Genomic DNA, 22,400 nt, shown 5'->3' with positions numbered 1-22,400 from the left:
GGTTATTGTCCGTACAAACCCCATATAACGATCCCAGGAGCCCTCCCATGACCCGATCCTCCGAGCGCGCGGCCGGCCCCGGCGGGGCACGGCAAGCGCACGGCAAGCCGGAGTCGCCGGCCCCCGGCGGCAATGCTGACGGCCCCCGCTACAAGAGCATTTTTCAGACGCTCTCCCAGGACATCCGCTCTGGCCGCTACCCGGTCATGACGCTGCTGCCCACCGAACACGCGCTGTGCGACCAGTTCAACGCCAGCCGCCACACCATCCGCGAAGCCATCCGCATGCTGACGGTGGCCGGCATGGTTTCGCGCCGCCCCGGGGTGGGCACGCGCGTCGAAACCGCGCGCGCCGGCACCCGTTTCACGCAACGCATTTCGCAATTCCCCGACCTGCTGCAGTACGCGCGCAACGCCGCGCTGCTGGTGCAGGACGTGCGCACCGTCAAGCTCGGCAAGCGGCTGGCCGAAACCCTGGGCTGCGAACCCGGCTTGTCCTGGCTGCATATCAACTCCATCAAGACCCTGGACGACCAGGACACCCCCGCCGCCTGCACGCTGATCTACACCGACCCTGCGCATTCGGACGTCCAGGTCGAGGTCAAATCGCGCATCTCGCTTCTGCGCCTGATCGAAGACCACTTCGGCGACCGCATCACCGAGGTCAACCAGGAGTTCTCGGCCACCCCCATCGGCGCGCCGATGGCCAGGCAACTCCGGGTCGACCCCAAGACGGCGGGCTTCGTCATCACCCGCCGCTACTACGGCGATGGCGGCGTGCTGCTGCTGGCCACCATCACCACGTTCCCCCACGACAGGATGAAATACTCCATGACGCTCAACGTGGGGTGACCGCCGCGCTGCCGCCATAGGCGGCGTGCGCCGCCTCCGCGCTGATCTTGCCGTCCGCGATATCGCGCTCGATGCGGGCCCGGGGCCGCGCTGCCGGCGCGCCGTATCCGCCGCCGCCGGGCGTTTCGATGCGCACGCTTTCACCCGGCGCCAGCGCGATGTTCGCGGTCTTGGAAAACAGCTCTTCCTCCTGCGGCGTGCCGAAGTTGCGGATCAGCCGCGCACGCCGGCCGTCGCCGCCGCCGTCCACGCCGGCCGCCACGCCCACCGTATGGCTGTCCGAGCGCGCCGAAAAGACGATGCCCGGGCCCACCGCGCGGATCTGCTTGGCGATCGCCAGGCCGCCGCGAGTACGGCCCACGCCACCCGAATCCGGGATCAGCGCGTATTCGTCCATCAGCAGCGGATACTCGTTTTCCAGCGCTTCCACCGGCAGGTTCGATGTGTTGGTCATGTGCACGTGCACCGCGTCCATACCATCCGTATCCAGGCGCGCGCCCGCGCCGCCGCCCAAGGTTTCCAGGTACACGAAATGCCCGGGGCGTCCGCGCCAGCGGCCCGAAAACACGATCGCCGGGCAGCAGTCGTTGCTCGACGCCATGATCTTCTCGGGCGGCAGCAGGCCGCGGAAGGCGCCGAAGATGGCGCCGGCCACCTTCTGCGCGGTAATGGAGCGCGCGCCCACCGCCGCCGGATGCTCGGGGTTGGTGATGGTGCCCACGGGCGCGGACAGGGAAATCGGATCGAACAGGCCCGCATTGGGCGCCAGGTCCGGATCCAGCAGGGCTTTCACGGCGTAGTACACGCAGGCCCGCAAGGCGTTGAACGGCAGGTTCATCGCGCCGCGCGCCTGCTTGCCGGAGCCTTCGAAATCGAAATGCAGGTTGTCCGGGCCGACGGTCAGCGTCACCTGGATGGGCACGGGATCGCCGCCCATGCCGTCGTCGTCCAGGTCGCTGCGGAAGGTATAACTGCCCTGCCGCAGCTCGGCGATCCGGTTGAGCAGGCGGCGGCGCGTATAGGCGATCACGTCATCCACCGAGCGCAGCACCGCGTCCAATCCCATCTGGCGGATCAGGCCCTGCACGGCGGCGGCGCCGCGGCGGTTCGTGGCCATCTGCACGCGCAGATCCAGCACGCGCTCCTCGGGATCGCGGGTGTTGGCGCAGATCAGGCGCAGCATGTCCTCGTCGGCTTCGCCATGCTTCGCGATGCGGCAGGCGGGAATGCGGATGCCTTCCTCGAAGATGGATTTCAGCCCGCCGGCGATCGACCCCGGCACTGCGCCGCCCACGTCGGAATGGTGCGCGATATTGGCCGCGAAAAAGCGCAGTTCGTCGCCCCAGAAAACGGGGGTCACGACGTTGATGTCGGGCAGGTGGCTGCCGTCGGCCAGATAGGGGTCGTTGCAGATGAAGACATCGCCTTCGCGGATCTGGCCGACGGGATACGTGCGCAGGATCGCCCCCATCGCGCCGTCCAGCGAGCCCAGGTGCAAGGGGATCTGCGTGCCTTGCGCCACCAGCCTGCCCTGGACGTCGAATAGCGCCACAGAGCAGTCCTTGCGTTCCTTGATGTTGGTCGAGAACGAGGCGCGCACCAGCGTGTTGTTCATGTCCTCGGTAATGGACAGCAGGCGGTTGCAGAACACCTCCATGCCGATGGGATCCGCCAGCGCAACGCCGGCGCCGGGATTATTGGGTTTGGTCATGCAAGCCTCCCTGCAAGCGGATGATCAGGTTGCCGTATTCGTCCACGATCGCGTCGTGCCCCACACCCACGACGGTGGTGGAACTCATTTCCTCGAGCAGCGCGGGGCCGGTAAAGCGGGCGCCGGTGGGCACGCGGTCGCGGTCGTAGACCGGCGTATCCAGCCAGCCGTGCCCGGCGCCGAAATAGGTCTTGCGCACGCCCAGCCTGGCATCTTCCAGCGCGCCGCCCACGTGGCGCGGCGCCAGCGGCGCCTTCACCACCTGACCCACGGCCTGCATGCGGCAATTGATGATCTGCACCTTCCGGTCATCCACCGTGTAGCCGTACTCGCGCTCGTGCGCCTCGGCGAAGCGGCGCGCGAACTCGGCATAGCCGCCGGGGCCGGTGTCGTCCAGGTTGACCTGCACCTCGAAGTTCTGGCCCTCGTAGCGCGCATCGATCGCGCTGTGGCAGACGCGCAAGGCCGGATCCACGCGCTCTTCGGCCAGCCAGTTCCCGGCCTGGACACGCAATTCCTCGAAGAGCGCGGAGATCGCTCCCCAGCGCTCGGCACTGGCAAGCGAGATCTCGCTTTGCACGAAGTCGAACGAAATGTCGCTGAGCAGAATGCCGCGCGCGCACATGGTGCCTGGCTCCTGCGGCACGATGACTGTCGGGATGCCGCATTCCTCGGCCACCTCCACCGCGTGCAGCGGCCCCGCGCCGCCGTAGGCGTACAGGGCGAAACGCGACAAGTCGTAGCCGCGCTCGGTCGACACCGCGCGGATGGCGCGGCTCATGTTCGCCGCCGCGATGCGCAGGATGCCTTCGGCCGCCGCCTCCATGCCCAGCCCCAGCGGCTCGGCCACGCGCTGCTCGATGACCTCGCGGGCGGCTTGCGCATGCACCGGCATGCGGCCGTTCAGCAGGGCCACGGGGTTCAGGCGCTGCAGGGCGATCTCCGCATCGGTAATGGTCGGCTCCTCGCCGCCGCGGCCATAGCCCACGGGTCCCGGCACCGCGCCCGCGCTGTGCGGGCCCACCTTCAGCGCGCCCGCGTCGTCCAGCCATGCAATGCTGCCGCCGCCCGCGCCGATCACGTGGATGTCGACCATCGGCGTCTTGACGGGATACCCCGCCACCTGCCGGTGCGACGTGAACAGCGGACGGCCGTCGCACACCAGCGATACGTCGGTGCTGGTGCCGCCCACGTCGAAGGTGACCAGGTCCAGGCTGCCGATCGCGCGCCCGACCGCCGCGGCGCCGACCACGCCCGCGGCCGGGCCGGACAGGCAGGTACGCACGGGGTACTGGCGCACCGTGGCGATCGACATCAGGCCGCCGTTGGAATGGATGGTGTGCGGCTCGTGGCGGATATCCAGGTCGCGCACCCGCTGCAAGAAGCGTTCCAGGTAACGCGCCATCTTCGGCCCCACCGCGGCGTTCAGCACGGTGGTGGACAGGCGTTCGTATTCACGGAACTCGGGCAGCACGTCGGAAGACAGGCTGATGTAGGCGTCCGGCATGACTTCGGCCACGATCTGCGCCGCGCGGCGCTCATGCGCCGGATTGCGGTAGGCATGCAGGAAGCAGATGGTCACGGCCTCGATGCCGGCCTGCGCATACCGGCTGGCCACGGCGCGCACCTGCGCTTCGTCCAGGGGCGTAAGCACCTCGCCCGCGGCATTCACGCGCTCGTCCACTTCGGCGCGGAATTCGCGCGGCACGGCCACCGGCGGCTTGCCCACGCTGTAGTCGTACAGGTGCGGGCGCGTCTGGCGTCCGATCTCCAGAACGTCGCGAAACCCGCGCGTGGTGATCAGCCCGACACGCGCGCCCTTGCGCTCGATGATGAGGTTGGTAGCCACCGTCGTGCCATGGCCCACGTGCGATACCTGCGCCGGCGATACGCCGCGCTCCGCCAGCATCTGGCCGATGCCGGTGGCGATGGCCTCCGAGGGGTCGTGCGGCGTGGAGGGCACTTTGTGAAAGTGCACCACGCCGGCGTCCTCGTCGATCATCGTGAAATCGGTAAACGTGCCTCCGACGTCTATCCCTATGCGATACATGTTTTCATTCCAGATAAAGTCTTGTCAGGCCGCCTGGGCCGGCCTCGCGAAAAAATTCCTCCCCGGCCGCCGTGCGTGCCGGCGGGTCCGATGCCGGACGCAACCCTGTTCCGTGCCGGCAGCGCGCGCAAACGGGGATCAGTCCAGGTGGATGTTGGCCTGCTTCACCACCTTGCACCACTTGCTGATTTCGTCCTTGATCATGGCGCCGAACGCCGGCCCCGCCACGTCGGACACCTGGGCGCCCTGCTGCTCCAGATAGGTTTTCATGGCGGGCGTATGCAGGGTCTGCACCAGGCCATCGGTGAGCTTCTGGCGCAACGGCTCGGGCATATTCGCCGGCGCCAGCATGCCGAACCACACCATGGCTTCGTAGCCCGGGTAGCCGGATTCCGCGACCGTGGGCACGTCCGGCAGCATGGCCGAGCGCTGCGGAGACGTCACCGCCAGCGCCTTGATCTTGCCGTCCTTGATGTAGGGATAGGACGTCATCACCACGTCCATCATCATGTTGATCTGCCCGCCCACCAGATCGATCAACGCCGGTCCGGAACCGCGGTAAGGCACGTGCACGATGGATACGCCGGCGGTCGTCTTGAACAACTCCGCCGCCAGGTGGTTGGACGTGCCCTGGCCGTTGGACGCGAAGGAGTACTTCTCGGGATCCTTCTTCAACAGCGCCACGAACTCCTGCAGGGTATTGGCGGGCACCGACCGGTTTACCGACATCACGTTGGGAATCGTGGCCACCACGGTCAGCGGCGTGAAGTCCTTGATGGCGTCGTAGGGCAGCTTGGAATAGACGCAGGGCGCGCTGCCGTGCGTGCTGACCGACCCCATCAGGATGGTGTAGCCGTCGGCCGGCTGGCGGGCCACGTATTCCGTGCCCACGGTGCCGCCCGCGCCCGGACGGTTCTCGACGATGACGTTGGCGGACAGGCGCTGGCCCAGCCCTTCAGCGATCTTGCGCGCAATCAGGTCGGTGGATCCGCCCGCGGCGAACGGCACCACGATGCGGATCACTTTGTCCGGCCAGGCGGCGCTGGCCGAGCCGGCCGCCGCGAATAATGCGGCCCCGGCGGCGAGGCGACAGCAACTGCGTAACAGCCCCTTTTTCATGGCTTGGTTTCCCCTTGTTGATAGAACTTCCTTGTGGCCGGATCATGCGTGTCCGGCGTTGGATCCGGCGTCTCGGACAGAGCCGCCACACCCTCGTTCGCTGCAACAACAAGGCCATGCTAGGCCTGCGGATTCGATGACAGCAGTCCTGCAGGTTTATATTTTTATAAACGCCATTTATAAGGGCGCCCCGTGAAGAATCCGGACCTGAACCTGCTTTTGCATTTCGACGCGCTGATGGCGTGCCGCAACGTATCGCGCGCGGCCGAACAGCTCGACATCAGCCAGCCGGCCATGAGCGCGGCGATGAACCGGCTGCGCCAGTTGTTCGGCGATCCCTTGCTGGTGCGCGAAGGCGGCGCCTGGCAGCCCACGCCGCGCGCGCTGGAGCTGCATCAGAACTTCAAACCGCTGCTGGAAAGCTGGCATCGCGCCACGCGCACGCGCGAGGCGTTCGACCCGGCGCACTCGTCGCGCATGCTGTCGTTCTATGCCACCGACTACGTGCAGTACACCTTGCTGCCCAAGCTGATTCCCCGGCTGGCCGTGGACGCGCCGCACTTCCAGCTGCAGATCGTGCCCGCGCGGCCGCAGCATGGCCTGAGCATGCTGGACACGAACCATGTGGAATTGATCGCGGGCTATTTCCCGGATCCGGCGCCCGACCTGCGCACGCGCTTCCTGTACCAGGAACCGGCGGTATGCATCGTGCGCGAAGGGCATCCCTGCCTGCGCAAGCGCTGGAACCTGGACGCCTACCTGAGCTACGGGCACCTGGACCTGGCCGCGCACACACGCTACTTCAGCACCGCGATCGACCGCATCCTGATGGGACACAACCGCAGCCGCAAGATCGTGGCGACCCTGTCCAGCTATCTGGTGTGCCCGTTCATCGTGGAGGGCTCCGACCTGATCGCGACCATGCCCGTCAGCATCGCCCGCGCCATGGCCGGCAGCGCGCGCATCGTCACGCAGAAAGTGCCGCTGACGCTGCCGCCCATCGCGGTATCGCTCTACTGGCACGAGCGCTACCAGGACGATCCCGCGCACGCCTGGCTGCGGCAGTATCTGGCAGGCGTGCTCGGCTAGGGCAGCCTCCTACTTCAACGGCAGATGGATGCGGGTCACCAGCTGCGCGGGCGGCGTGCTGCGCGGGTCGTTCATGTATTGCTCGAACATGGGGAAGTCGGCGGGCACCATGCCGCTGCCCGGCAGCCATTCCGAGAACATCCAGTTGTAGGCCTTGCCCATCTCGCTGTAGGGGCCGGTATGCACGAGCACGGCGCAACGGCCTGCGGGAATTTCGAAGCGTTCCCACCCATCGCCCAGCGCCGCGTCGGCAGCCACCGGCACGCCGGCCAGCGAACGCAAATCCCGGACCGGCACCTGTTCGGGATCGTCGAAGTACACGCCGTATCCGCAGGTGGCGGGCGTGGCCAGGCCGCGGCTGCCCGCCAGCATGAAGGCGCGGTCGAACACGGGTCCGATGTCCTGGTAGTCGCCCCGATGCGGCAGGGCCGCAAGAATGACGCCGGGAAAGTTTTCGATGGTGATGGGATACATACCGAGCTCCTGAGGGTCGAAGGGACGGGAGCGGGCAGTGCGATAGCGCCCCGGCGGAATGCCGAAGACCGCGCCGAACGCCCGGTTGAACGCCGCGTCCGACTCGTAGCCGGCACGCTGCGCCACCTCTCGCAATGGAGCCTGTGTCCCCGCCAACGCGGCCGCAGCGCGATGCATGCGGATGCGCTGCACCGTCGCGTTCACGGTTTCCCCCATCATGGCGCGATAGACCCGATGGAAGTGGTATGGCGACAGGCAAGCCAGGTCCGCCAGCTGATGCAGGTCGGGATCGGCATCCGGGTGGCTTGCCAGCCAGCGCAGGACGGGGTCCAGGCGCCGGGCGTATTGGGTCAGGGTTCCTGGCTTCATGCGAGCTCCTTGGAGTGCAATGTAGCGAAGGGACGTTTGCAGATTTTGCGGTTTCGCGGCCGGCGTACGCCGCTTCAATAGCCCCGTTGCGCGTCGTAGATGTTCGGCAGCGCCTCGCCGCGCTCGTTGGCGGCGATCAGGAATGCCGCGTGCCGCGCGCGTTCCCTGCGGTCCGGGATCGCCGCGCAATGCGGCGTGACGATGATGCCGGGATGCGACCACAGCGGGGACTCAGGCGCCAGGGGTTCCTCTTCGAACACGTCCAGGACGGCCTGGCGCAGCTGGCCGCTGTCCAGGGCCGCGATCACGTCCCGCGCCACCATGTGCGCCCCGCGGCCGGCATTGATCAGGCAGGCGCCCCGCGGCAGCTGCGACAGGGTCGCGGCGTTGAGGATGCCGCGGGTGGCATCGGTGGCGGGCAACAGGCAGACGAGAATATCCGTCGCGGCCAGAAAGGCGCCGAACTGCTCCTGGCCGGCGTAAGTCGGCAGGCCTTCGAGCCGGCTGGCGCCGCGGGACCACCCGCTGACCTTGAAGCCGACGCGCGACAGCAGCTGCGCGGAGGACACGCCCAGAAGCCCCAGGCCCATGATGCCGACCCGCAGGTCGGCGGCGATACGCACGGCGTCGAAAAACTCCCAATGGCGACGGGCCTGGTTGTCCACAGCCCGCTTGATGTCGCGGGTCAGCATCAGCGCTGACGTCAGCACGAACTCGGCCATTTCGGTCTGCGTGCGCGAGGTCATCATGCGGGCGATCGGCACGTGCCGCGGCCACTGCGGATCGGCCAGGATGTGGTCGACGCCGGCGCCGGCGCTGATAATGAGCTTGAGGTTCGGAAACGTGGCCAGCCGGCCCGGATCGGGCTCCCAGACGAGGGCATAGTCCACGCTGGCGGGGTCGACGCTCTCGTCCCAGCCCGCCACCTCCAGCCCGGGCGCGAACGCCTGAAAATGCAAGCGCCAGTCGTCGATCGCCTGAGCTCCGCCGGAATTGATGATGAGCCGCATGTCGGTCCTTAGGAAGGCGCGCCGCGCGCCTGCGGTTTTTCCACAGGCGGCGCGGCGCGCGTCGTGTTCAATGTTCGATCATGCGGTTCCAGCGGGCGTTGAAAGCCGGCCGGGCCGCGTTGATCGGATCCCAGTCCACGATCTTAGCGTTCGCCATATACCCTTGGAAGCGTTTCAGCGCTTCGGCGTTGTCGGCCGGCGCCTGGACGTTCTTGTTGGACGGGAAGTTCCCCGCCCATTCCAGCGCCTTCGCCTGCGCCTGCGCCGACAGCAGGTACAGCGCCAGCTTCTGCGACAGTTCCGGCTCGCTGTTCTTCGCGACGACGCATTCCCCTACCATCAGGATCACCGCCCCTTCCCTGGGATGCGCGTACTCCACGGGAATACCGCGCCGCTTTAGCCGGGCGATGGCGGTCGGCGTAAGCGGGAAGATCTCGGCGGCGCCGGACTGGATCATCTCGGCCAGCCTGGCCGAGTTGGGGATGTACTCCCGCACATTGGGGCCGACCAAAACCGGCCATTGCCGGAAGCCCGGTTCGACGTTCCGGTCGCCGCCGCCCTGGATGCGGTTGAACATCAGGAAGGCGTGCAGGCCGAAGGTGCTGCTCGAGGCCGACTGGAAAACGACGCCGCCCTTGTACTTCGGGTCTGCCAGATCCATCCAGGAAGTCGGCGGCGCCCAGCCGCGCTCCGCGAATACCCGCGTGTTGTAGCCCAGGCCGGTCATGCCGACGTCGATGCCCGCGGCCATGCGGCCCTTCATCAATGCGGTGGGGTACAGCTCTTTCAGCACCGGATCGTCCATAAGCGGCTCGCACAGGCCCATGGAGATCGCGCGCGCCATGACGCCGTCGTCCAGGAACATGACGTGCATCTGCGGCTTGTCCTTGTGGGCCTGCGCGCGGGCCAGCACGTCCGTGGACGTGCCTGGCACCACCACGATCTTCACGTCATTGGCGCGCTCGAAATCCGGAAACACGTATTGCGTGAACGCGCGCTCCATCTCGCCGCCGTTCATGCCGACGTACAGCGTCTTCTGCTGCGCCATGGCGCCCGCCGGCGACAGCGCCGCCAACGCGGCGCCCAGCAGCCATTTTCCCGCGCCACGGCGGCGCGCCGCGCCCTGTTTCTTGTCCGTCATGGTGACTCCAGCGTTTGAGCCTCTATCAGCGCGATCGGGCGTCATTCTTCCGGAGCGCGCCCTTCAACAAAAAAGCCCGGACGCTTGCCAGGCGTCCAGGCTTTCTCATCCATGCCGACCCATTCAGGTCGGGTAGGTCCCCGGCAGCAGGATGCTGCGGTCGCCCGGCGCGATCGAGCGGCGGCCGCACAACGCCATGGTGGTGTCCATTTCCTTGTACAGGATTTCCAGCGTGCGCTTCACGCCGGCCTGGCCGTAGGCGCCCAGGCCGTACAGGAAGGCGCGGCCGATCATCGTGCCGCGCGCGCCCAGCGCCACGGCCTTCAGGATGTCCTGGCCCGAACGGATGCCGCCGTCCATCCACACCTCGATCTTGTCGCCGACGGCGTCGGCAATCGAGGGCAGGGCGGCGATGGACGACATGGCGCCGTCGAGCTGGCGGCCGCCATGGTTGCTGACGATGAGCGCATCGGCGCCGCTGTTGGCGGCCAACTGCGCGTCCTCGACATCGAGAATGCCCTTGATGATGAGCTTGCCGCCCCAGCGCTGCTTGATCCATTCGACGTCGTCCCAGCTCAGGCGCGGGTCGAACTGCTCGGCCGTCCACGACGACAGGGACGACAGGTCGCTCACGCCCTTGGCGTGCCCGACGATATTGCCGAAAGTGCGGCGCTTGGTGCCCAGCATGCCCATGCACCAGCGCGGCTTGGTCGCCAGGTTGATGAGGTTGCGCAGGGTAGGTTTGGGCGGCGTCGACAGGCCGTTCTTGATGTCCTTGTGGCGCTGGCCCAGGATCTGCAGGTCCAGGGTGAGCACCAGCGCCGAGCAGCCGGCGGCCTTGGCACGGTCGATGAGGTTGCCCACGAATTCGCGGTCGCGCATCACGTAGAGCTGGAACCAGAAGGGCTTGCCGGTGGCCGCCGCCACGTCTTCCAGGGAGCAGATGCTCATGGTGGACAGCGTGAAGGGCACGCCGAAGTCCGCCGCCGCCTTGGCCGCCAGGATTTCGCCGTCGGCATGTTGCATGCCGGTCAGGCCCGTGGGCGAAATGGCCAGCGGCATGACTACGTCCTGGCCCACCAGGGTGGTGCGCAGCGACCGCCCTTCCATGTTCACCGCCACACGCTGGCGCAGCTTGATCTTCTGGAAGTCGCTTTCGTTGGCGCGATAGGTGCCTTCGGTCCAGGCGCCGGAATCCGCGTAATCGTAGAACATGCGCGGCACGCGCTTCTGCGCAATGGCGCGCAAATCTTCGATGCAGGTGATCGTAGAAAGGTTAGCGGTCATGGAGTGATCTATGGAGTGATGTGGGGCGCCAGCTGCGACTCGTTATTTTTAGATCCCGGGCACCGGCTGCGGATGGCCCGTGGCGGGTCCGCCGGGCTCACGCACCCCGCGGCGCCGCCCAGTATACGCGCCGAGGCCGGCAAGCGTCGCTTGCCGGCCTCGGTCGCCCCCCCTGTCGCAAGGGCTCTTCCGGCCCCTGCGCCCCCTATCGTGGCCAGACCTTGGAGACGGCCCGGATCGTGGCCCACGCCACCCAGCGCGGACTGGTCAGGCGCGCGCCCGGCAGGCGGCGCATGACGTCCACGGCCAGCCCGCCGCGCTTGTGCCATTGCTTCTTGCGGGTCTGGCTATCGGTCCAGCGGCCTTCCAGCCACGGGAACTCGCGGCGGCCCGGCTTGTAGACCGGCGGCGTGTTGTAGATGAGGATATACGCCAGGCGCGGCGCCTGCGAAATATTGGGGCCGGTGAAGTGCAGGGTCCGGGCGTCATGCACCGTGATGCCGCCCGGCTGCAGCGGCTCGGGCACCGCCTGCTCGCGGGGAAAATCGCCGCAGCATTCGAGCGGATGCAGGCTCTTGTCCCCGCCCGGCGAACGGTGCTCCAGCACCTCCCACTTGTTCGAGCCCGGGATGAACTGCATGCAGCCGTTCTCCATCGTGGCGGGCTGCAACGCCAGCCAGATGCTCAGTTCGTTGTAGATGAAATCCGGCGACCGGAACGCCTCGTCCTGGTGCCATGGCGTCTCGGGGCCGTCCGGGCCCGGCTTGAGCAGGGCGTGCTCGCCGTAAAGGGCGGCGTCCTCGCCCAGCAGCTGGCGGGCCAGCTCCAGGGTGCGCTCGTGATACACGGTCTTCAGGAGGCCCGGGGCATAATGGCGCGGATCGTGCAAACTGGGAAACTTGGCGGGCTTGGATGGATCGTCGCGGCTGACGAAGTCGTACTGCGCGCCCTCGTTGTAGCCGGTCTTGTTCGTGAACAGCTCCATCAGGGTCCTGCGGATGTAGCCCACTTCGTCTTGCGGGCAGATGTCCTTCAGGGCCAGATACCCCTGTTCCCTGTAGCGCGCTGTCTCAACTTCCGACAACAAACTGGTCTCTTCCATAATGGCTTCTCCAAGCTCTGGTAGCGGGTGTTCCCGTTGGCACGTTTTGACATGAGCTCTAACGTATCGCTTCGATGCCCGTCGGGCCTATAGATCATCCGCTGTAGCCAATACCGCCTACGCTCGTTGCGAAGGGCGGCGCATCATCCGAAGGAAACCGCATGCAAGACCCCAAATCCGCCCCCTACCTCGAAACCGTCCTCGTCACCATCAGCGGTACCGTGCAGGGCGTGGGCTACCGCCACGCCACCGTCCGCCGCGCCCACCTGCTGGGCGCGACCGGGTGGGTGCAGAACCTGCCGGACGGCACGGTAGAAGCCCTGGTTCAGGGCACGCCCGACCAGGTCGATCACATGCTGGAATGGCTGCGCCGCGGCCCCCCTGGGGCCGCCGTGGAAGCGCTCACGACGCGCAGGGAGTACACCGATAAGCGTTACATCCGCTTCGAGCAGCTCTGAGACCGCCCGCCCGGTCCGCAAGGACGGCGTAATCCGATAGGCTGAAAAACGGTGGAAAGAATGGGGAGGATATCCGCCGTAAGGCTCAGCGGGTGCGCAGCCAGCGCCCACCCAACTGGTTGAGCACCAGGCCGGCCAGGACGCCGGCCGCTCCCAGCCATTGCAGGGGCAGCAGGCTTTCGCCGAAGGCCATGGACGCCGCCCACAACCCCACCACCGGCACCAGCAGCGAAAACGGCGCAACCTTGGCCGCCGCGTGGCGCGTCAGCAACTGCGTCCACAAGGTGTAGGCAAGCAAGGTCGCCAGCACCGCCAGGTACAGCACCGACAGCGCCTCGCCCCAGCCCATGCCGGCCACCATGCCGACCACCGGCTCCCAGCCGTCGATCAGCACGGCCAGCAGCAGGAAGGGCAGCACCGGCGCGGCGCTGCTCCAGGCGATGAAGGCAAACGGGTCGTAGCCGGGCGCCTTGCGGCTGGCCAGGCGCACGATGATATTGGACACGGCCCACATGAACGCAGCGCCCAGGGTCAGGACAAAGCCCAGCATCGTCATCTGACCCGGCCCTTCGCCGCGGCCGCCGGCAATGACCGCCAGCCCCAGCGCGGCCACGGACAGCCCGATCCAATGATGGCGCTGCGCGCGCTCATGCAGCAGGGGCGCGGCCAGCAGCAAGGTGAAGAACGCCTGGGTCTGGATGACCAGCGAGGCCATGCCCGCGGGCATGCCGAATTTCAGCGCGGTGAAAAGCAGCCCGAACTGGCCCAGGCCCTGCACCAGCCCATAGGCCGCGATCCAGCGCCAGGGCAGCTTCGGCGGACGCACGAAGAGGATCAGGGGGAAGGCCGCCAGGGCGAACCGCAAGGCGCCGAGCATCATGGGGGAAAGGCCCCGCATGCCGATCTTCATGACGACGAAGTTCGAACCCCAGATGACAACGACCGCCAATGCGCAGAGATAGTCTTTTCGGGAAAGGTGGGTCGTGGACATGCGGCATTATCGCATCGGCCGCAGGCGCCGGAACGGAGCAGATCAGTGGCGGTTCAGCACCGTTTCGAAGGCCAGCACGGCCGCATCGATGTCCTCGTCGCGGATATGGCGGTGGGTCACGCAGCGCAGCCGCGTCCGGCCCCAGGGGCGGGCCAGCAGGCCGGCCGCCTGCAGCGCCGCGACCCACTGCGCGTTGTTCATGCCGCTTGCGGCCGTCTCCACTTGCACGATATTGGTCTGGGGCACGGTCGCCGACAGCGCTGGCGCAAGCCGATTCAGGCCGTCGCTCAGGCGGCGGGCGCGGACGTGGTCCTCGGCCAGCCGGCCGCCCATCGTCCGCACGCCCTCCAGGCCGGCCGCCGCCATGATGCCGGACTGGCGCTGCGTGCCGCCCAGCATGCGGCGCAGCACCCGCGCCCTGGCCATGACGGGCGCGCCGCCGGCCAGCACGGCGCCCACTGGGGCGCTCAGGCCCTTGGACAGGCACAACGACACGGTGTCGGCATGGCGGGCGATGTCGCCGGGCGCCACGCCCAGCGCCACGGCCGCGTTGAACAGGCGGGCGCCGTCCAGGTGCACCGCCGCGCCGACGGCGCTAGCCATGCCATGGACCGCCTGCATATGATCCAGGGGCAGCACGGTGCCGCCCGCATTGTTGTGCGACGTTTCCATCGCCACCAGCGAGGTTTTCAGCCGGTGTCCGCCTGTCAGCAGCGCTTCCTCCAGGCGCCCCAGGTCCATCGCGCCGTCGGTACCGGCCACGCCCAGGTAGAAGAGCCCGGTGAAGGTGGCGGCGCCGCGTTCCGAGGTGTACATGTGGGCCGCAGATTCCAGCACGACCTGCTCGTTGCGCTGCGTCTGCGCCAGCACGGCCAGCAGGTTGGCCATGGTGCAGCTGGGCACGAACAGCCCGGCGTCCTTGCCCAGGCTGGCGGCCACATGCGCCTCCAGCTCACGCACGGTGGGATCGCCATCCAGGCCGTCGTCGCCGATCGGCGCGGCGCGCATGCGCTCGTACATGGCCTCGGTGGGGTGGGTAACGGTATCGCTGCGCAGGTCGACGGGCGCGCGCTGGGCGGCGGGGGTATGCTGGGTCATGGCTATCAGTGCTGCAGAATTTTGGAAAGGAACTGGCGCGTGCGCGGGGCACGCTCCTCCACATTGCCGAAGAACTGCTCCTTCGCGCAGTCCTCCACGATCTTGCCGCCGTCCATGAAGATCACGCGGTCGGCCACACGGCGGGCGAATCCCATTTCATGGGTCACCACCATCATCGTCATACCGTCGCCCGCCAGGTCGGTCATCACATCCAGCACCTCGTTGACCATCTCGGGGTCCAGGGCCGACGTCGGTTCGTCGAACAGCATCACCACCGGATCCATCGACAGTGCGCGGGCGATCGCCACGCGCTGTTGCTGGCCGCCGGACAATTCGCCCGGATGCTTGTCTTTGTGCGCGGACAGGCCCACGCGCTCCAGCAGGGCCAGCGCGCGCTGGCGGGCCTCATCCTTGCCGCGCTTGAGTACCTTGACCTGGCCCAGACACAGGTTCTCGGTCACCGACAGGTGCGGGAACAGCTCGAAATGCTGGAACACCATGCCGGCCACGGCGCGCAGCTTGGGCAGGTTGGTGCGCCGGTCGCCCACCGAAATGCCGTTGACCACGATGTCCCCCTTCTGGAAGGGTTCCAGCGCATTGACGGTCTTGATCAGCGTGGACTTGCCGGACCCGGACGGCCCGCAGACCACCACGACCTCGCCCCGGCCGACGGTCGTCGAACAATCATCGAGCACCTGGAACGCGCCGTACCACTTGCTGACCTGCCTGATCTCGATCATCGGGGGCTTGGGGGTAAGTTGCATCGTTGAACCTGTGGATAACTTGGAGAGGACGGAAACGGCCGGCTAGCGCAGCACCCGCGTGCGCTTTTCCAGCAGCTTGACCAGGCGGGATGCCGTGAAGCAGATGACGAAATACACCACCGCCACGAACAGATAAAGCTCCACCAGGCGGCCATCGCGCTGGCCGATCTTGGCCGCCGCGCCCAGGAAATCGGTCAGGGACAGCACATACACCAGCGAGGTGTCCTGGAACAGGATGATGACGCGCGTGAGCAGCGCGGGCACCATGTTGCGGAACGCCTGCGGCAGCACCACGAACCGCATGCCCTGCCAGGGCGTCAGCCCCAAGGCCAGGCTGGCCGATACCTGGCCCCGCGCGATCGACTGGATGCCCGCGCGCATGATCTCGCAGAAGTACGCGGCCTCGAAAAGCGTGAACGTGATCACCGCCGAGTTGAACGCGCCCACGCGCAACGGCGTGGGCGAGCCCACCACCCAAGCAGCCATGTAGGGCACCAGGAAGTAGAACCAGAAGATCACCAGCAGCAGCGGGATCGAACGCATCACGTTCACGTAGATGCCCGCCGGCACCGACAGTATCCGGAACCGCGACAGCCGCATCATGGCCAGCAGCGTGCCCAGCGCCAGCCCCATCACCGCCGCCAGCGCGGTCAGGGTCAGCGTGAACGTCATGCCCGTCTGGAACAGGTACGGCAGAGCGCTGCCGATGACGTCGAAATCGAATTTGCCCATGATGCTAGGGCCTCTTGGCCGCGGCGCCGATCAGGCCGGGCACCGCCACGCGGCGTTCGATCGTCCGCATGCCCAGGACGACGATGCCGTTGAGAATCAGGTAAATCACCGTCGCGGCGGAAAAAGCCTCGAAGATGTGGAAGCTGAACTCCGCCATCGAACGCGCCTGGCCGGTCAACTCCAGAAGGCCGATCGTCAGCGCCACCGACGAATATTTGACGGTTCCCATGAACTCGGAAGTCAGCGGTGGCAGCACGATGCGAAACGCCTCGGGCAGGATGATGTAGCGGTACACCTGCGCCTCGGTCAGGCCCAGCGCGGTGCCCGCCTGGAACTGGCCGCGCGGCAACGACTGGATGCCCGCGCGCAGCTGCTCGGCCACGCGCGCCGATCCGTAAAATCCCAGGCACAGCAAGGCCGGCACGAACTGGCCCCAGGGCTGCGGCATCTGCTTCATGGCCAGGCCCCAGGCATGCGGCAGCAGCTCGGGCAGCACGAAATACCACAGGAACATCTGCACCAGCAGCGGCACGTTGCGGAAGAGCTCTACGTAGGTCGCGCCGACCGCGTTCATCAGGCGCGACTGCGCAGTGCGCATGACGCCCAGCCACGACCCCAGCAGCAGCGAAAACACCCACGCCGTCAGCGCCAGCGCGAGGGTCCAGCCCACGCCGATCAGAATCGTCTCCAGGAACGTATGCACGCCGTCCGGCGACATCTCCAGGAAGACGCCCCAACTCCAGTTGTAGTTCATGCCTGCCCCTCGGTGGCGATGCCGTCCGCGCCTTGCCGGCGTTCTTGCCCCGGCAAGGCCCGCGGGAGGAAGCTCCTCCCGCGGGCCGCCCCCTTACTCGTATACCTTGGGGTCGCCGGAATCGGTGGGATTGGCCAGCGCGCGCTTCAGGGCGTCGCTCATGGGGTATTTCAGGTTGATCTGCTTGGGCGGGATCGGCGAATTGAAGTACTTGTCGTAGATCGCGGCCACCTTGCCCGTCTTGATCAGGTCCAGCACCGCGTCGTCCACCACCTTCTTGAAGGCCGGATCGTCCTTGGGTTCCATGATGCCGTAGGGCGCCACTTCCAGGCCCTTCTTGCCGATCACGAACACGTCCGGATTCTTCGCCGAAGCCACCACCCCATAGGCAATGCCGTCGTCGTTGGCGGACCCCGCGGCGCGGCCCGATTCCACCATCAGGAGGGTTTCCGCGGTGTCCTTGGTGGGCGCCATGGTGATGCCCAGGTTGCCTTTCGCATTCAGCTGCGAGATCAGCCGGAAGGTCTGCCCGCCGGCCTGCGCGGCGATGGACTTGCCGCGGAAAGACTCCAGGTTGTTGGGATCCACGCCGCCGTCCTTGCGCGCCACCAGCACCACCTGCGCCACGAATGTGGTGGGCGCGAACGACACCAGCTTATGGCGGTCGAGGTTGTTGGTGGTGTTGCCGCATTCCAGGTCGATGGTGCCGTTGGCCAACAGCGGAATGCGCGTGGCCGACGTCGTCGGGTTGTAGCGCACCTCCAGCTTGGGCAGCTTCAGCGCCGCCTTTACGTACTGGGCGACTTCCTGGCAGATTTCCACTGTGTAGCCGATCGGCTTCTGGTTGCCGTCCAGGTAGGCGAACGGGACCGAGGTCTCGGGATGGCCGAGGGTAATCACGCCGGTTTCCTTGATCTTGTCCAGCCGGCTCGGGCCTGCGGCGTGAGCGGAGGCGGCGCTGCCGAGCAGGGCGGTGGCGACGGAGATCACAGCAAGTGCTTTCATCTGATTCCCTTGGCGCCGGATGAGCGGCGCATGCTTATATTTACGATCGGCGTTTCCCGGCCCGCAGGAAACCGCCTCGTCCCGCGATGAGCCCCGCGGCTGGCGAAAAGTATCAACTAGCAGTATGGTTTTATCCAGTTCCAATCGAGTATTCCTCTATACGGATTTGATATGGCCATTCCACGGATGGGCTTGCGACACATCGAGGCGTTCCGGGCCGTCATGATGACCGGCTCGATGACTGCCGCCGCGCGGCGCGTGCATACCTCGCAGCCGCACGTTAGCCGCTTAATCGCGCAATTGGAAGCCATCACCCAGTTCCCCCTGTTCGACCGCAACGGCAGCCGCCTGACCCCCACGCAGGACGGATCGCGCTTCTTTCAAGAGGTGGAAAAAACCTTCATCGGCCTGGCCGGCCTGGAATCGGCGGCGGCCAGCATCCGCTCATTCAGCGCCAGCCGCCTGAGCGTGGCCGCCATGCCGCGGCTGGCCGGCGGCCTACTGGCGCGCATCGTCGCCGCCTTCAAGACGGAATACCCGGACGTCATGGTGTCCATCCATTCCGGCAATGCCAGCACGGTGCACAACTGGATCAGTTCGGGGTTCTGCGATACAGGGTTGGCCATGCTGTCGGGAGACTCGCCCGGCATCCAGGTGGAACCGGTGCTCTCGATGAGTTGCGTGGCGGTGGTGCCCAAGGGGCACCACCTGGCCCGGCTGAAACGGCTCAAGCCCGCCGACTTCGCCGGCGAGCCGTTCGTGGCGTTCACCAGCGGCACGCCCTTGCGCGAAAGGATCGACGACGTATTCAAGACGGCCAGGGTCGAAAGGCAGATCGTGGCCGAGGCCGGACTGGGTTCGTCCATTTGCGCCCTGGTGGGCGCGGGTCTCGGCGTGGCGCTCATCAATCCGCTGGCCGCCCGCGAGGAATTCGAAGCCAACGGCGTGGAAGTCCGCCCGTTCAGTCCGGCGGTGCCGGTTACGGTGGCCTTGCTCTATCCCCCGTACCACACCCGCACGCGGCTGGTCAGCGTGTTCTCGCGCTATGCCCACCAGCTCATGCTCGAAGAGATGTCCGACCTGAAGGCGCGGGCGGCGCGCTGACGGCGCGCGGGCGCACGCCGCCTTTCAAGTGAGATCCTGCTCCAGATAGCGGTCCGCTTCGCCGGACAGTTTCAGCGCCTCCCATTGCGCCAGCGTCATCTGGGGCATCTGGAACGCGGCCTGCGGGCGGCAGTACCAGCCCGGGTTGTGCAGGCGGGCGAGCAGGTCCATGCCGGGGCCGTCCAGGTACAGGTTGTCCCGATCGGCCACCAGCTCGTCGCGCACGTGCATGGCCGTCACGCCGGCCACCACCAGGGTGCGGCGATCGATGCGGATCAGCTCGTGCACGCGGCATTCGAACGCCACCGGCGACTGCGCCACCCACGGCACGCTGATGCTTCTCGACGGCGACAGGACCAGCCCGGCTTCCAGCGACTCGTCCACGCCGGCCGGAAAATCCACCGCCGTCACGTTCATCCTGGCGGCCAGCGGGGCCGACACCAGGCTCACCGTGAACTCGCCGCGTTCAGCGATATTGCGCGCCGTATCCTTGGGCGCGTTGCCGCGCACGCCGATGCCGACGCAGATCAGCGGCGGGTCGCCCGACATCACGTTGAAGAACGAAAACGGCGCCACGTTCGTCGCTCCATGGGCGTCTCGCGACACGATCCAGGCGATGGGCCGCGGCACGATCGTTGCGGTCAGCAGCTTGTAGCGGGCCGGCCCCTCCAGGTCATTCAGGTCGATGAACATGGCTGATCCCCTGCCGCCTCAATCCCGCGCCGGCGTGGGCGCGGCCCCTTCGGCGGCCTTCGCATCGGCAAACACGCGGTCGCTGCGCTTGCAGCGGCAACGGCCGATCTGGTGCAGTTCGATCAGGTTGCCCACCGGGTCGCGCAGGAACAGCTGCATCAGCTCGGGCGCCGCCACGTTGTCCAGCTTCCAATGGTCTACGCCCAGGCGCCGCAGTTCAGCTTCCGCCGCCGCGATGTCGCGCACCGCCAGCGCCACATGGTTTTCCACCGGGTCGCGCCCCGGGCCCTGGGAATACGGCGAAGGGCCGTCGCTGCCCAGCAAATGGATCTGGCAATCGTTGCCCATGTCCAGGAAGTATCCGGCGATGCCCGGAATCTCCCATCGGCCCTGGTCGGTATCCAACCCCAGCACCTCCCCATAGAACGCGCCCATGGCCGCGACTTTGCCCAGCGGCATGCGCACCGCGTGATGATGCAGCTCCAGAACTTCCAGCGCCATTTTTTTCTCCTAGGTTCTCGTCAGGCAGGCGCCCAGGCGCCGCCGAAATGGGCATATTGGCCCCGGCCCGTACGCCGGGGAATGCCGCCATATGCAATCCAGAAATGCACGCCGGGCAACTCCCAGGCCTCGGCCGCCCATCCTCCCGCGCTATGCTTGGCCGCATGAAATCGCTAGACCTCAATCTGCTGCTGACCCTGGACGTGCTGATTCAGGAGGGCAGCGTCGCCGGCGCGGCGCGCCGGCTGAACCTCAGCACGCCAGCCGTAAGCCGCAGTCTGGCCCGCATCCGTCGGACGCTGGGCGACCCGGTGCTGGTGCGTTCGGGCCGGGGGCTTGCGCCCACGCCGCGGGCACTCGCCCTGCACGGACGGGTGAAGAGCGTGGTGGAACAGGCGCAAGCCGTGTTCACCGAGTTCAGCCAGGACATCGACCTGGCCACTCTGGCGCGCGTCTTCACGCTGCGCGCCAACGACGTATTCGTGGGCGGCTACGGCGGCCGCCTGCGCGAGCATCTGCGCCGCCACGCCCCGCGCACCGTATTGCGCTTCGTCTCGGAAGGCGAGGCCGATGGCGATGCCCTGGACAGCAACGCCGATCTCTACATCGGCTCATCGCAGAAGTTCGGCGCCGACATCAAGGTGCAAGGCCTTTTCACCACCGCCTTCTGCGGCCTCGCGCGCGCCGGACACGCCATTTTCGAAGGCAACATCACCCCGCAGCGCTTCGCCGCTTACGACCATATCAGCGTATCGCGCCGCGGCCGCTCGCACGGCCCCATCGACACGGCACTGGCCGAGCGGGGCCTGGAACGGCACGTCTCGCTCATCACGCCTACATTTCACTCCGCCATGTTCGCCCTGGCCGATTCCGACCTGATCCTGCCGTCCATGCCCAAGGACCTCATGCCCGGCGTGGAGCGGCTGGGCCTGAAGCTGCGCGCGTTCGAAGTGCCGGTGCCCTTGGCCCCGGTCACCGTCGTGCAGGCCTGGCCGCCGCGGCTGGACAGCGACCCCGCCCACCGCTGGCTGCGCCAGACGATCAAACAGGTTTGCGACGCCTCCGGGAGTGCTTCGCAACCCTTTTGAAAAGGGCTTTCCGCCGCTCTTGGCTCCTGTATACTGCCCCATGATTGTTCAACAATCCTGGCATGGATTCCAGGATCGAATCAGGAGGCAGACCATGTCGAATTACCCCGCGGCGTACCAGGTAGGCAAGGGTTCGGTATTGAATGTGGACCGGGACTTCTACCGCACGCTCATCGCCGACCCGGCGCAGCGCAAGCTTGTCGAATCCCACGTCGTTCCCATCCGCAGCGGCTTCGCCTGGAAGGTGCCCGCCGGCCACGTATTCCGCATCGTGACCCTCGAAGGCCCGCAGGTCGCGGACTTCAACATGTGGAACCTGCACAACCCGCGCGAACGCATGTGGGCCTCGCGCACCCGCCAGCTGCAGCAAGCGCATGTCAGCACGCATGACCGCATCTGGTCCACGCTGCCGTACCTGCGTCCGATGGTCACGATCACCGACGACACGCTGGCCGGCTACGGCATCGACAGCGACGGCGGCCGCGTCCATGACCTGCTCGGCACGCGTTGCGATCCTTACGTGAACAAGCTGCTAAGCGGCGAGGATTTCCACTTCCATTGCCACTCCAACCTGACCCGCGCGGTGGCGCCCCACGGCCTGACCGAATTCGACGTGCACGACGTGCTCAATGTGTTCCAGGTCACCGGTCTGAACGACGACGACAAGTACTTCATGAAGGCGTGCCCCGCCAAGCCGGGCGACTACCTGGAGTTCTTCGCCGAAATGGACCTGCTGTGCGCGCTATCCACCTGCCCGGGCGGCGACTTGTCCGTGCCGATGTGGGGCCCCGAGGCGCGCGATCCCATCGACGTCTGCCGTCCGCTCGGCGTGGAGGTCTACGCGCTGGATCCGGCCTTGCTGCAAGGCTGGACAGCGCCCGAGGTTTCACCGTATAAGGGCGTCCACGGACTGCACCCTGAAAAGGTCGAGTGGAAATAAAGGGAAATCCCCCCACGCCGCGCCTTCGGCTTGCTGCCCCCACGCCGCGGCCAAGCCGCGGCGCTTTTC

At 66.8% G+C, this 22,400-nt stretch carries 22 protein-coding genes; 6 read left to right on the top strand and 16 right to left on the bottom strand.

What is annotated here, in order from left to right; all coding sequences use genetic code 11:
- The first annotated feature begins 47 nt into the window (after positions 1-47).
- On the top strand, positions 48-851 hold the full coding sequence (locus AGI3411_RS12955; protein ID WP_129527778.1) for a GntR family transcriptional regulator: 804 nt from the start codon (positions 48-50) through the stop codon (positions 849-851).
- On the opposite strand, the gene AGI3411_RS12950 is transcribed toward AGI3411_RS12955, so the two are convergent.
- The 3 genes from AGI3411_RS12950 to AGI3411_RS12940 form a co-directional block, all read right to left on the bottom strand.
- Complete coding sequence (locus AGI3411_RS12950) at positions 838-2,562, bottom strand: hydantoinase B/oxoprolinase family protein (RefSeq protein WP_129527777.1); 1,725 nt, start codon at positions 2,560-2,562, stop codon at positions 838-840. The two genes, AGI3411_RS12955 and AGI3411_RS12950, sit on opposite strands and share 14 nt — an antisense overlap.
- Entirely contained in the window at positions 2,546-4,612 is a 2,067-nt protein-coding gene (locus AGI3411_RS12945) for a hydantoinase/oxoprolinase family protein (RefSeq protein ID WP_129527776.1), read from the bottom strand. Before AGI3411_RS12945 ends, AGI3411_RS12950 begins: the two co-directional genes overlap by 17 nt.
- A 138-nt stretch (positions 4,613-4,750) precedes the next feature.
- The gene (locus tag AGI3411_RS12940) at positions 4,751-5,731 is read right to left on the bottom strand and encodes a Bug family tripartite tricarboxylate transporter substrate binding protein (protein WP_129527775.1); all 981 of its coding nucleotides are present in this window, start codon (positions 5,729-5,731) and stop codon (positions 4,751-4,753) included.
- 192 nt (positions 5,732-5,923) lie between these two features.
- Here AGI3411_RS12940 and AGI3411_RS12935 point away from each other — a divergent pair, with 192 nt between their 5' ends.
- Positions 5,924-6,820 (top strand): LysR family transcriptional regulator, encoded by an 897-nt coding sequence (locus AGI3411_RS12935; RefSeq protein ID WP_244240340.1) that lies wholly within the window; start codon positions 5,924-5,926, stop codon positions 6,818-6,820.
- Between the two features lie 9 nt (positions 6,821-6,829).
- On the opposite strand, the gene AGI3411_RS12930 is transcribed toward AGI3411_RS12935, so the two are convergent.
- The 5 genes from AGI3411_RS12930 to AGI3411_RS12910 all read right to left on the bottom strand — a co-directional run bounded on the left by AGI3411_RS12930 (position 6,830) and on the right by AGI3411_RS12910 (position 12,203).
- Positions 6,830-7,663 carry an AraC family transcriptional regulator gene (locus tag AGI3411_RS12930; protein ID WP_129527774.1) on the bottom strand — a complete coding sequence of 278 codons (834 nt, stop codon included), beginning with the start codon at positions 7,661-7,663 and terminating at the stop codon, positions 6,830-6,832.
- A gap of 74 nt (positions 7,664-7,737) precedes the next feature.
- Positions 7,738-8,673, bottom strand: a complete 936-nt coding sequence (locus tag AGI3411_RS12925) for a 2-hydroxyacid dehydrogenase (RefSeq protein ID WP_129527773.1) — start codon at positions 8,671-8,673, stop codon at positions 7,738-7,740.
- Positions 8,674-8,740: 67 nt separating this feature from the next.
- On the bottom strand, positions 8,741-9,814 hold the full coding sequence (locus tag AGI3411_RS12920; protein WP_129527772.1) for an extracellular solute-binding protein: 1,074 nt from the start codon (positions 9,812-9,814) through the stop codon (positions 8,741-8,743).
- A gap of 123 nt (positions 9,815-9,937) precedes the next feature.
- On the bottom strand, positions 9,938-11,101 hold the full coding sequence (locus AGI3411_RS12915) for an alpha-hydroxy acid oxidase (RefSeq protein WP_129527771.1): 1,164 nt from the start codon (positions 11,099-11,101) through the stop codon (positions 9,938-9,940).
- A gap of 205 nt (positions 11,102-11,306) precedes the next feature.
- Positions 11,307-12,203, bottom strand: coding sequence for a phytanoyl-CoA dioxygenase family protein (locus AGI3411_RS12910; protein WP_129527770.1), 897 nt, complete (start codon positions 12,201-12,203; stop codon positions 11,307-11,309).
- Between the two features lie 161 nt (positions 12,204-12,364).
- Between AGI3411_RS12910 and AGI3411_RS12905 the strand changes: the two genes are divergently transcribed.
- Positions 12,365-12,661, top strand: a complete 297-nt coding sequence (locus tag AGI3411_RS12905; RefSeq protein WP_129527769.1) for an acylphosphatase — start codon at positions 12,365-12,367, stop codon at positions 12,659-12,661.
- A gap of 85 nt (positions 12,662-12,746) precedes the next feature.
- Here AGI3411_RS12905 and AGI3411_RS12900 read toward each other — a convergent pair whose 3' ends face one another.
- The 6 genes from AGI3411_RS12900 to AGI3411_RS12875 all read right to left on the bottom strand — a co-directional run bounded on the left by AGI3411_RS12900 (position 12,747) and on the right by AGI3411_RS12875 (position 18,005).
- A complete protein-coding gene (locus AGI3411_RS12900; protein WP_129527768.1) occupies positions 12,747-13,652 on the bottom strand; it encodes an EamA family transporter in 906 nt (301 codons plus the stop codon).
- Positions 13,653-13,694: 42 nt separating this feature from the next.
- Positions 13,695-14,750: a threonine aldolase family protein gene (locus AGI3411_RS12895; RefSeq protein WP_129527767.1), complete on the bottom strand. Its 1,056-nt coding sequence runs from the start codon at positions 14,748-14,750 to the stop codon at positions 13,695-13,697.
- Between the two features lie 5 nt (positions 14,751-14,755).
- Entirely contained in the window at positions 14,756-15,490 is a 735-nt protein-coding gene (locus AGI3411_RS12890) for an amino acid ABC transporter ATP-binding protein (RefSeq protein WP_129527879.1), read from the bottom strand.
- Between the two features lie 66 nt (positions 15,491-15,556).
- Complete coding sequence (locus tag AGI3411_RS12885) at positions 15,557-16,246, bottom strand: amino acid ABC transporter permease (RefSeq protein WP_129527766.1); 690 nt, start codon at positions 16,244-16,246, stop codon at positions 15,557-15,559.
- 4 nt (positions 16,247-16,250) lie between these two features.
- Positions 16,251-17,000, bottom strand: coding sequence for an amino acid ABC transporter permease (locus tag AGI3411_RS12880; RefSeq protein ID WP_129527765.1), 750 nt, complete (start codon positions 16,998-17,000; stop codon positions 16,251-16,253).
- A 93-nt stretch (positions 17,001-17,093) separates the two neighbouring features.
- A complete protein-coding gene (locus AGI3411_RS12875; RefSeq protein ID WP_129527764.1) occupies positions 17,094-18,005 on the bottom strand; it encodes an amino acid ABC transporter substrate-binding protein in 912 nt (303 codons plus the stop codon).
- A 171-nt stretch (positions 18,006-18,176) separates the two neighbouring features.
- Between AGI3411_RS12875 and AGI3411_RS12870 the strand changes: the two genes are divergently transcribed.
- Positions 18,177-19,109, top strand: coding sequence for a LysR substrate-binding domain-containing protein (locus AGI3411_RS12870; RefSeq protein WP_129527763.1), 933 nt, complete (start codon positions 18,177-18,179; stop codon positions 19,107-19,109).
- A gap of 24 nt (positions 19,110-19,133) precedes the next feature.
- Here the strand turns inward: AGI3411_RS12870 and AGI3411_RS12865 are convergent, their stop codons facing one another.
- Together AGI3411_RS12865 and AGI3411_RS12860 are read right to left on the bottom strand one after the other, a co-directional pair.
- Complete coding sequence (locus AGI3411_RS12865) at positions 19,134-19,802, bottom strand: flavin reductase family protein (protein ID WP_129527762.1); 669 nt, start codon at positions 19,800-19,802, stop codon at positions 19,134-19,136.
- 18 nt (positions 19,803-19,820) lie between these two features.
- The gene (locus AGI3411_RS12860; protein WP_129527761.1) at positions 19,821-20,303 is read right to left on the bottom strand and encodes a VOC family protein; all 483 of its coding nucleotides are present in this window, start codon (positions 20,301-20,303) and stop codon (positions 19,821-19,823) included.
- A 164-nt stretch (positions 20,304-20,467) separates the two neighbouring features.
- Here AGI3411_RS12860 and AGI3411_RS12855 point away from each other — a divergent pair, with 164 nt between their 5' ends.
- Positions 20,468-21,391: a LysR family transcriptional regulator gene (locus tag AGI3411_RS12855; protein WP_129527760.1), complete on the top strand. Its 924-nt coding sequence runs from the start codon at positions 20,468-20,470 to the stop codon at positions 21,389-21,391.
- Between the two features lie 94 nt (positions 21,392-21,485).
- Positions 21,486-22,331, top strand: a complete 846-nt coding sequence (locus AGI3411_RS12850) for an urea carboxylase-associated family protein (protein ID WP_129527759.1) — start codon at positions 21,486-21,488, stop codon at positions 22,329-22,331.
- Positions 22,332-22,400: the final 69 nt, after the last annotated feature.

The organism is Achromobacter agilis (assembly GCF_900496965.1).
Classification (GTDB): domain Bacteria; phylum Pseudomonadota; class Gammaproteobacteria; order Burkholderiales; family Burkholderiaceae_B; genus Achromobacter; species Achromobacter agilis.
This window is presented reverse-complemented; position numbering and strand designations above follow the sequence as displayed.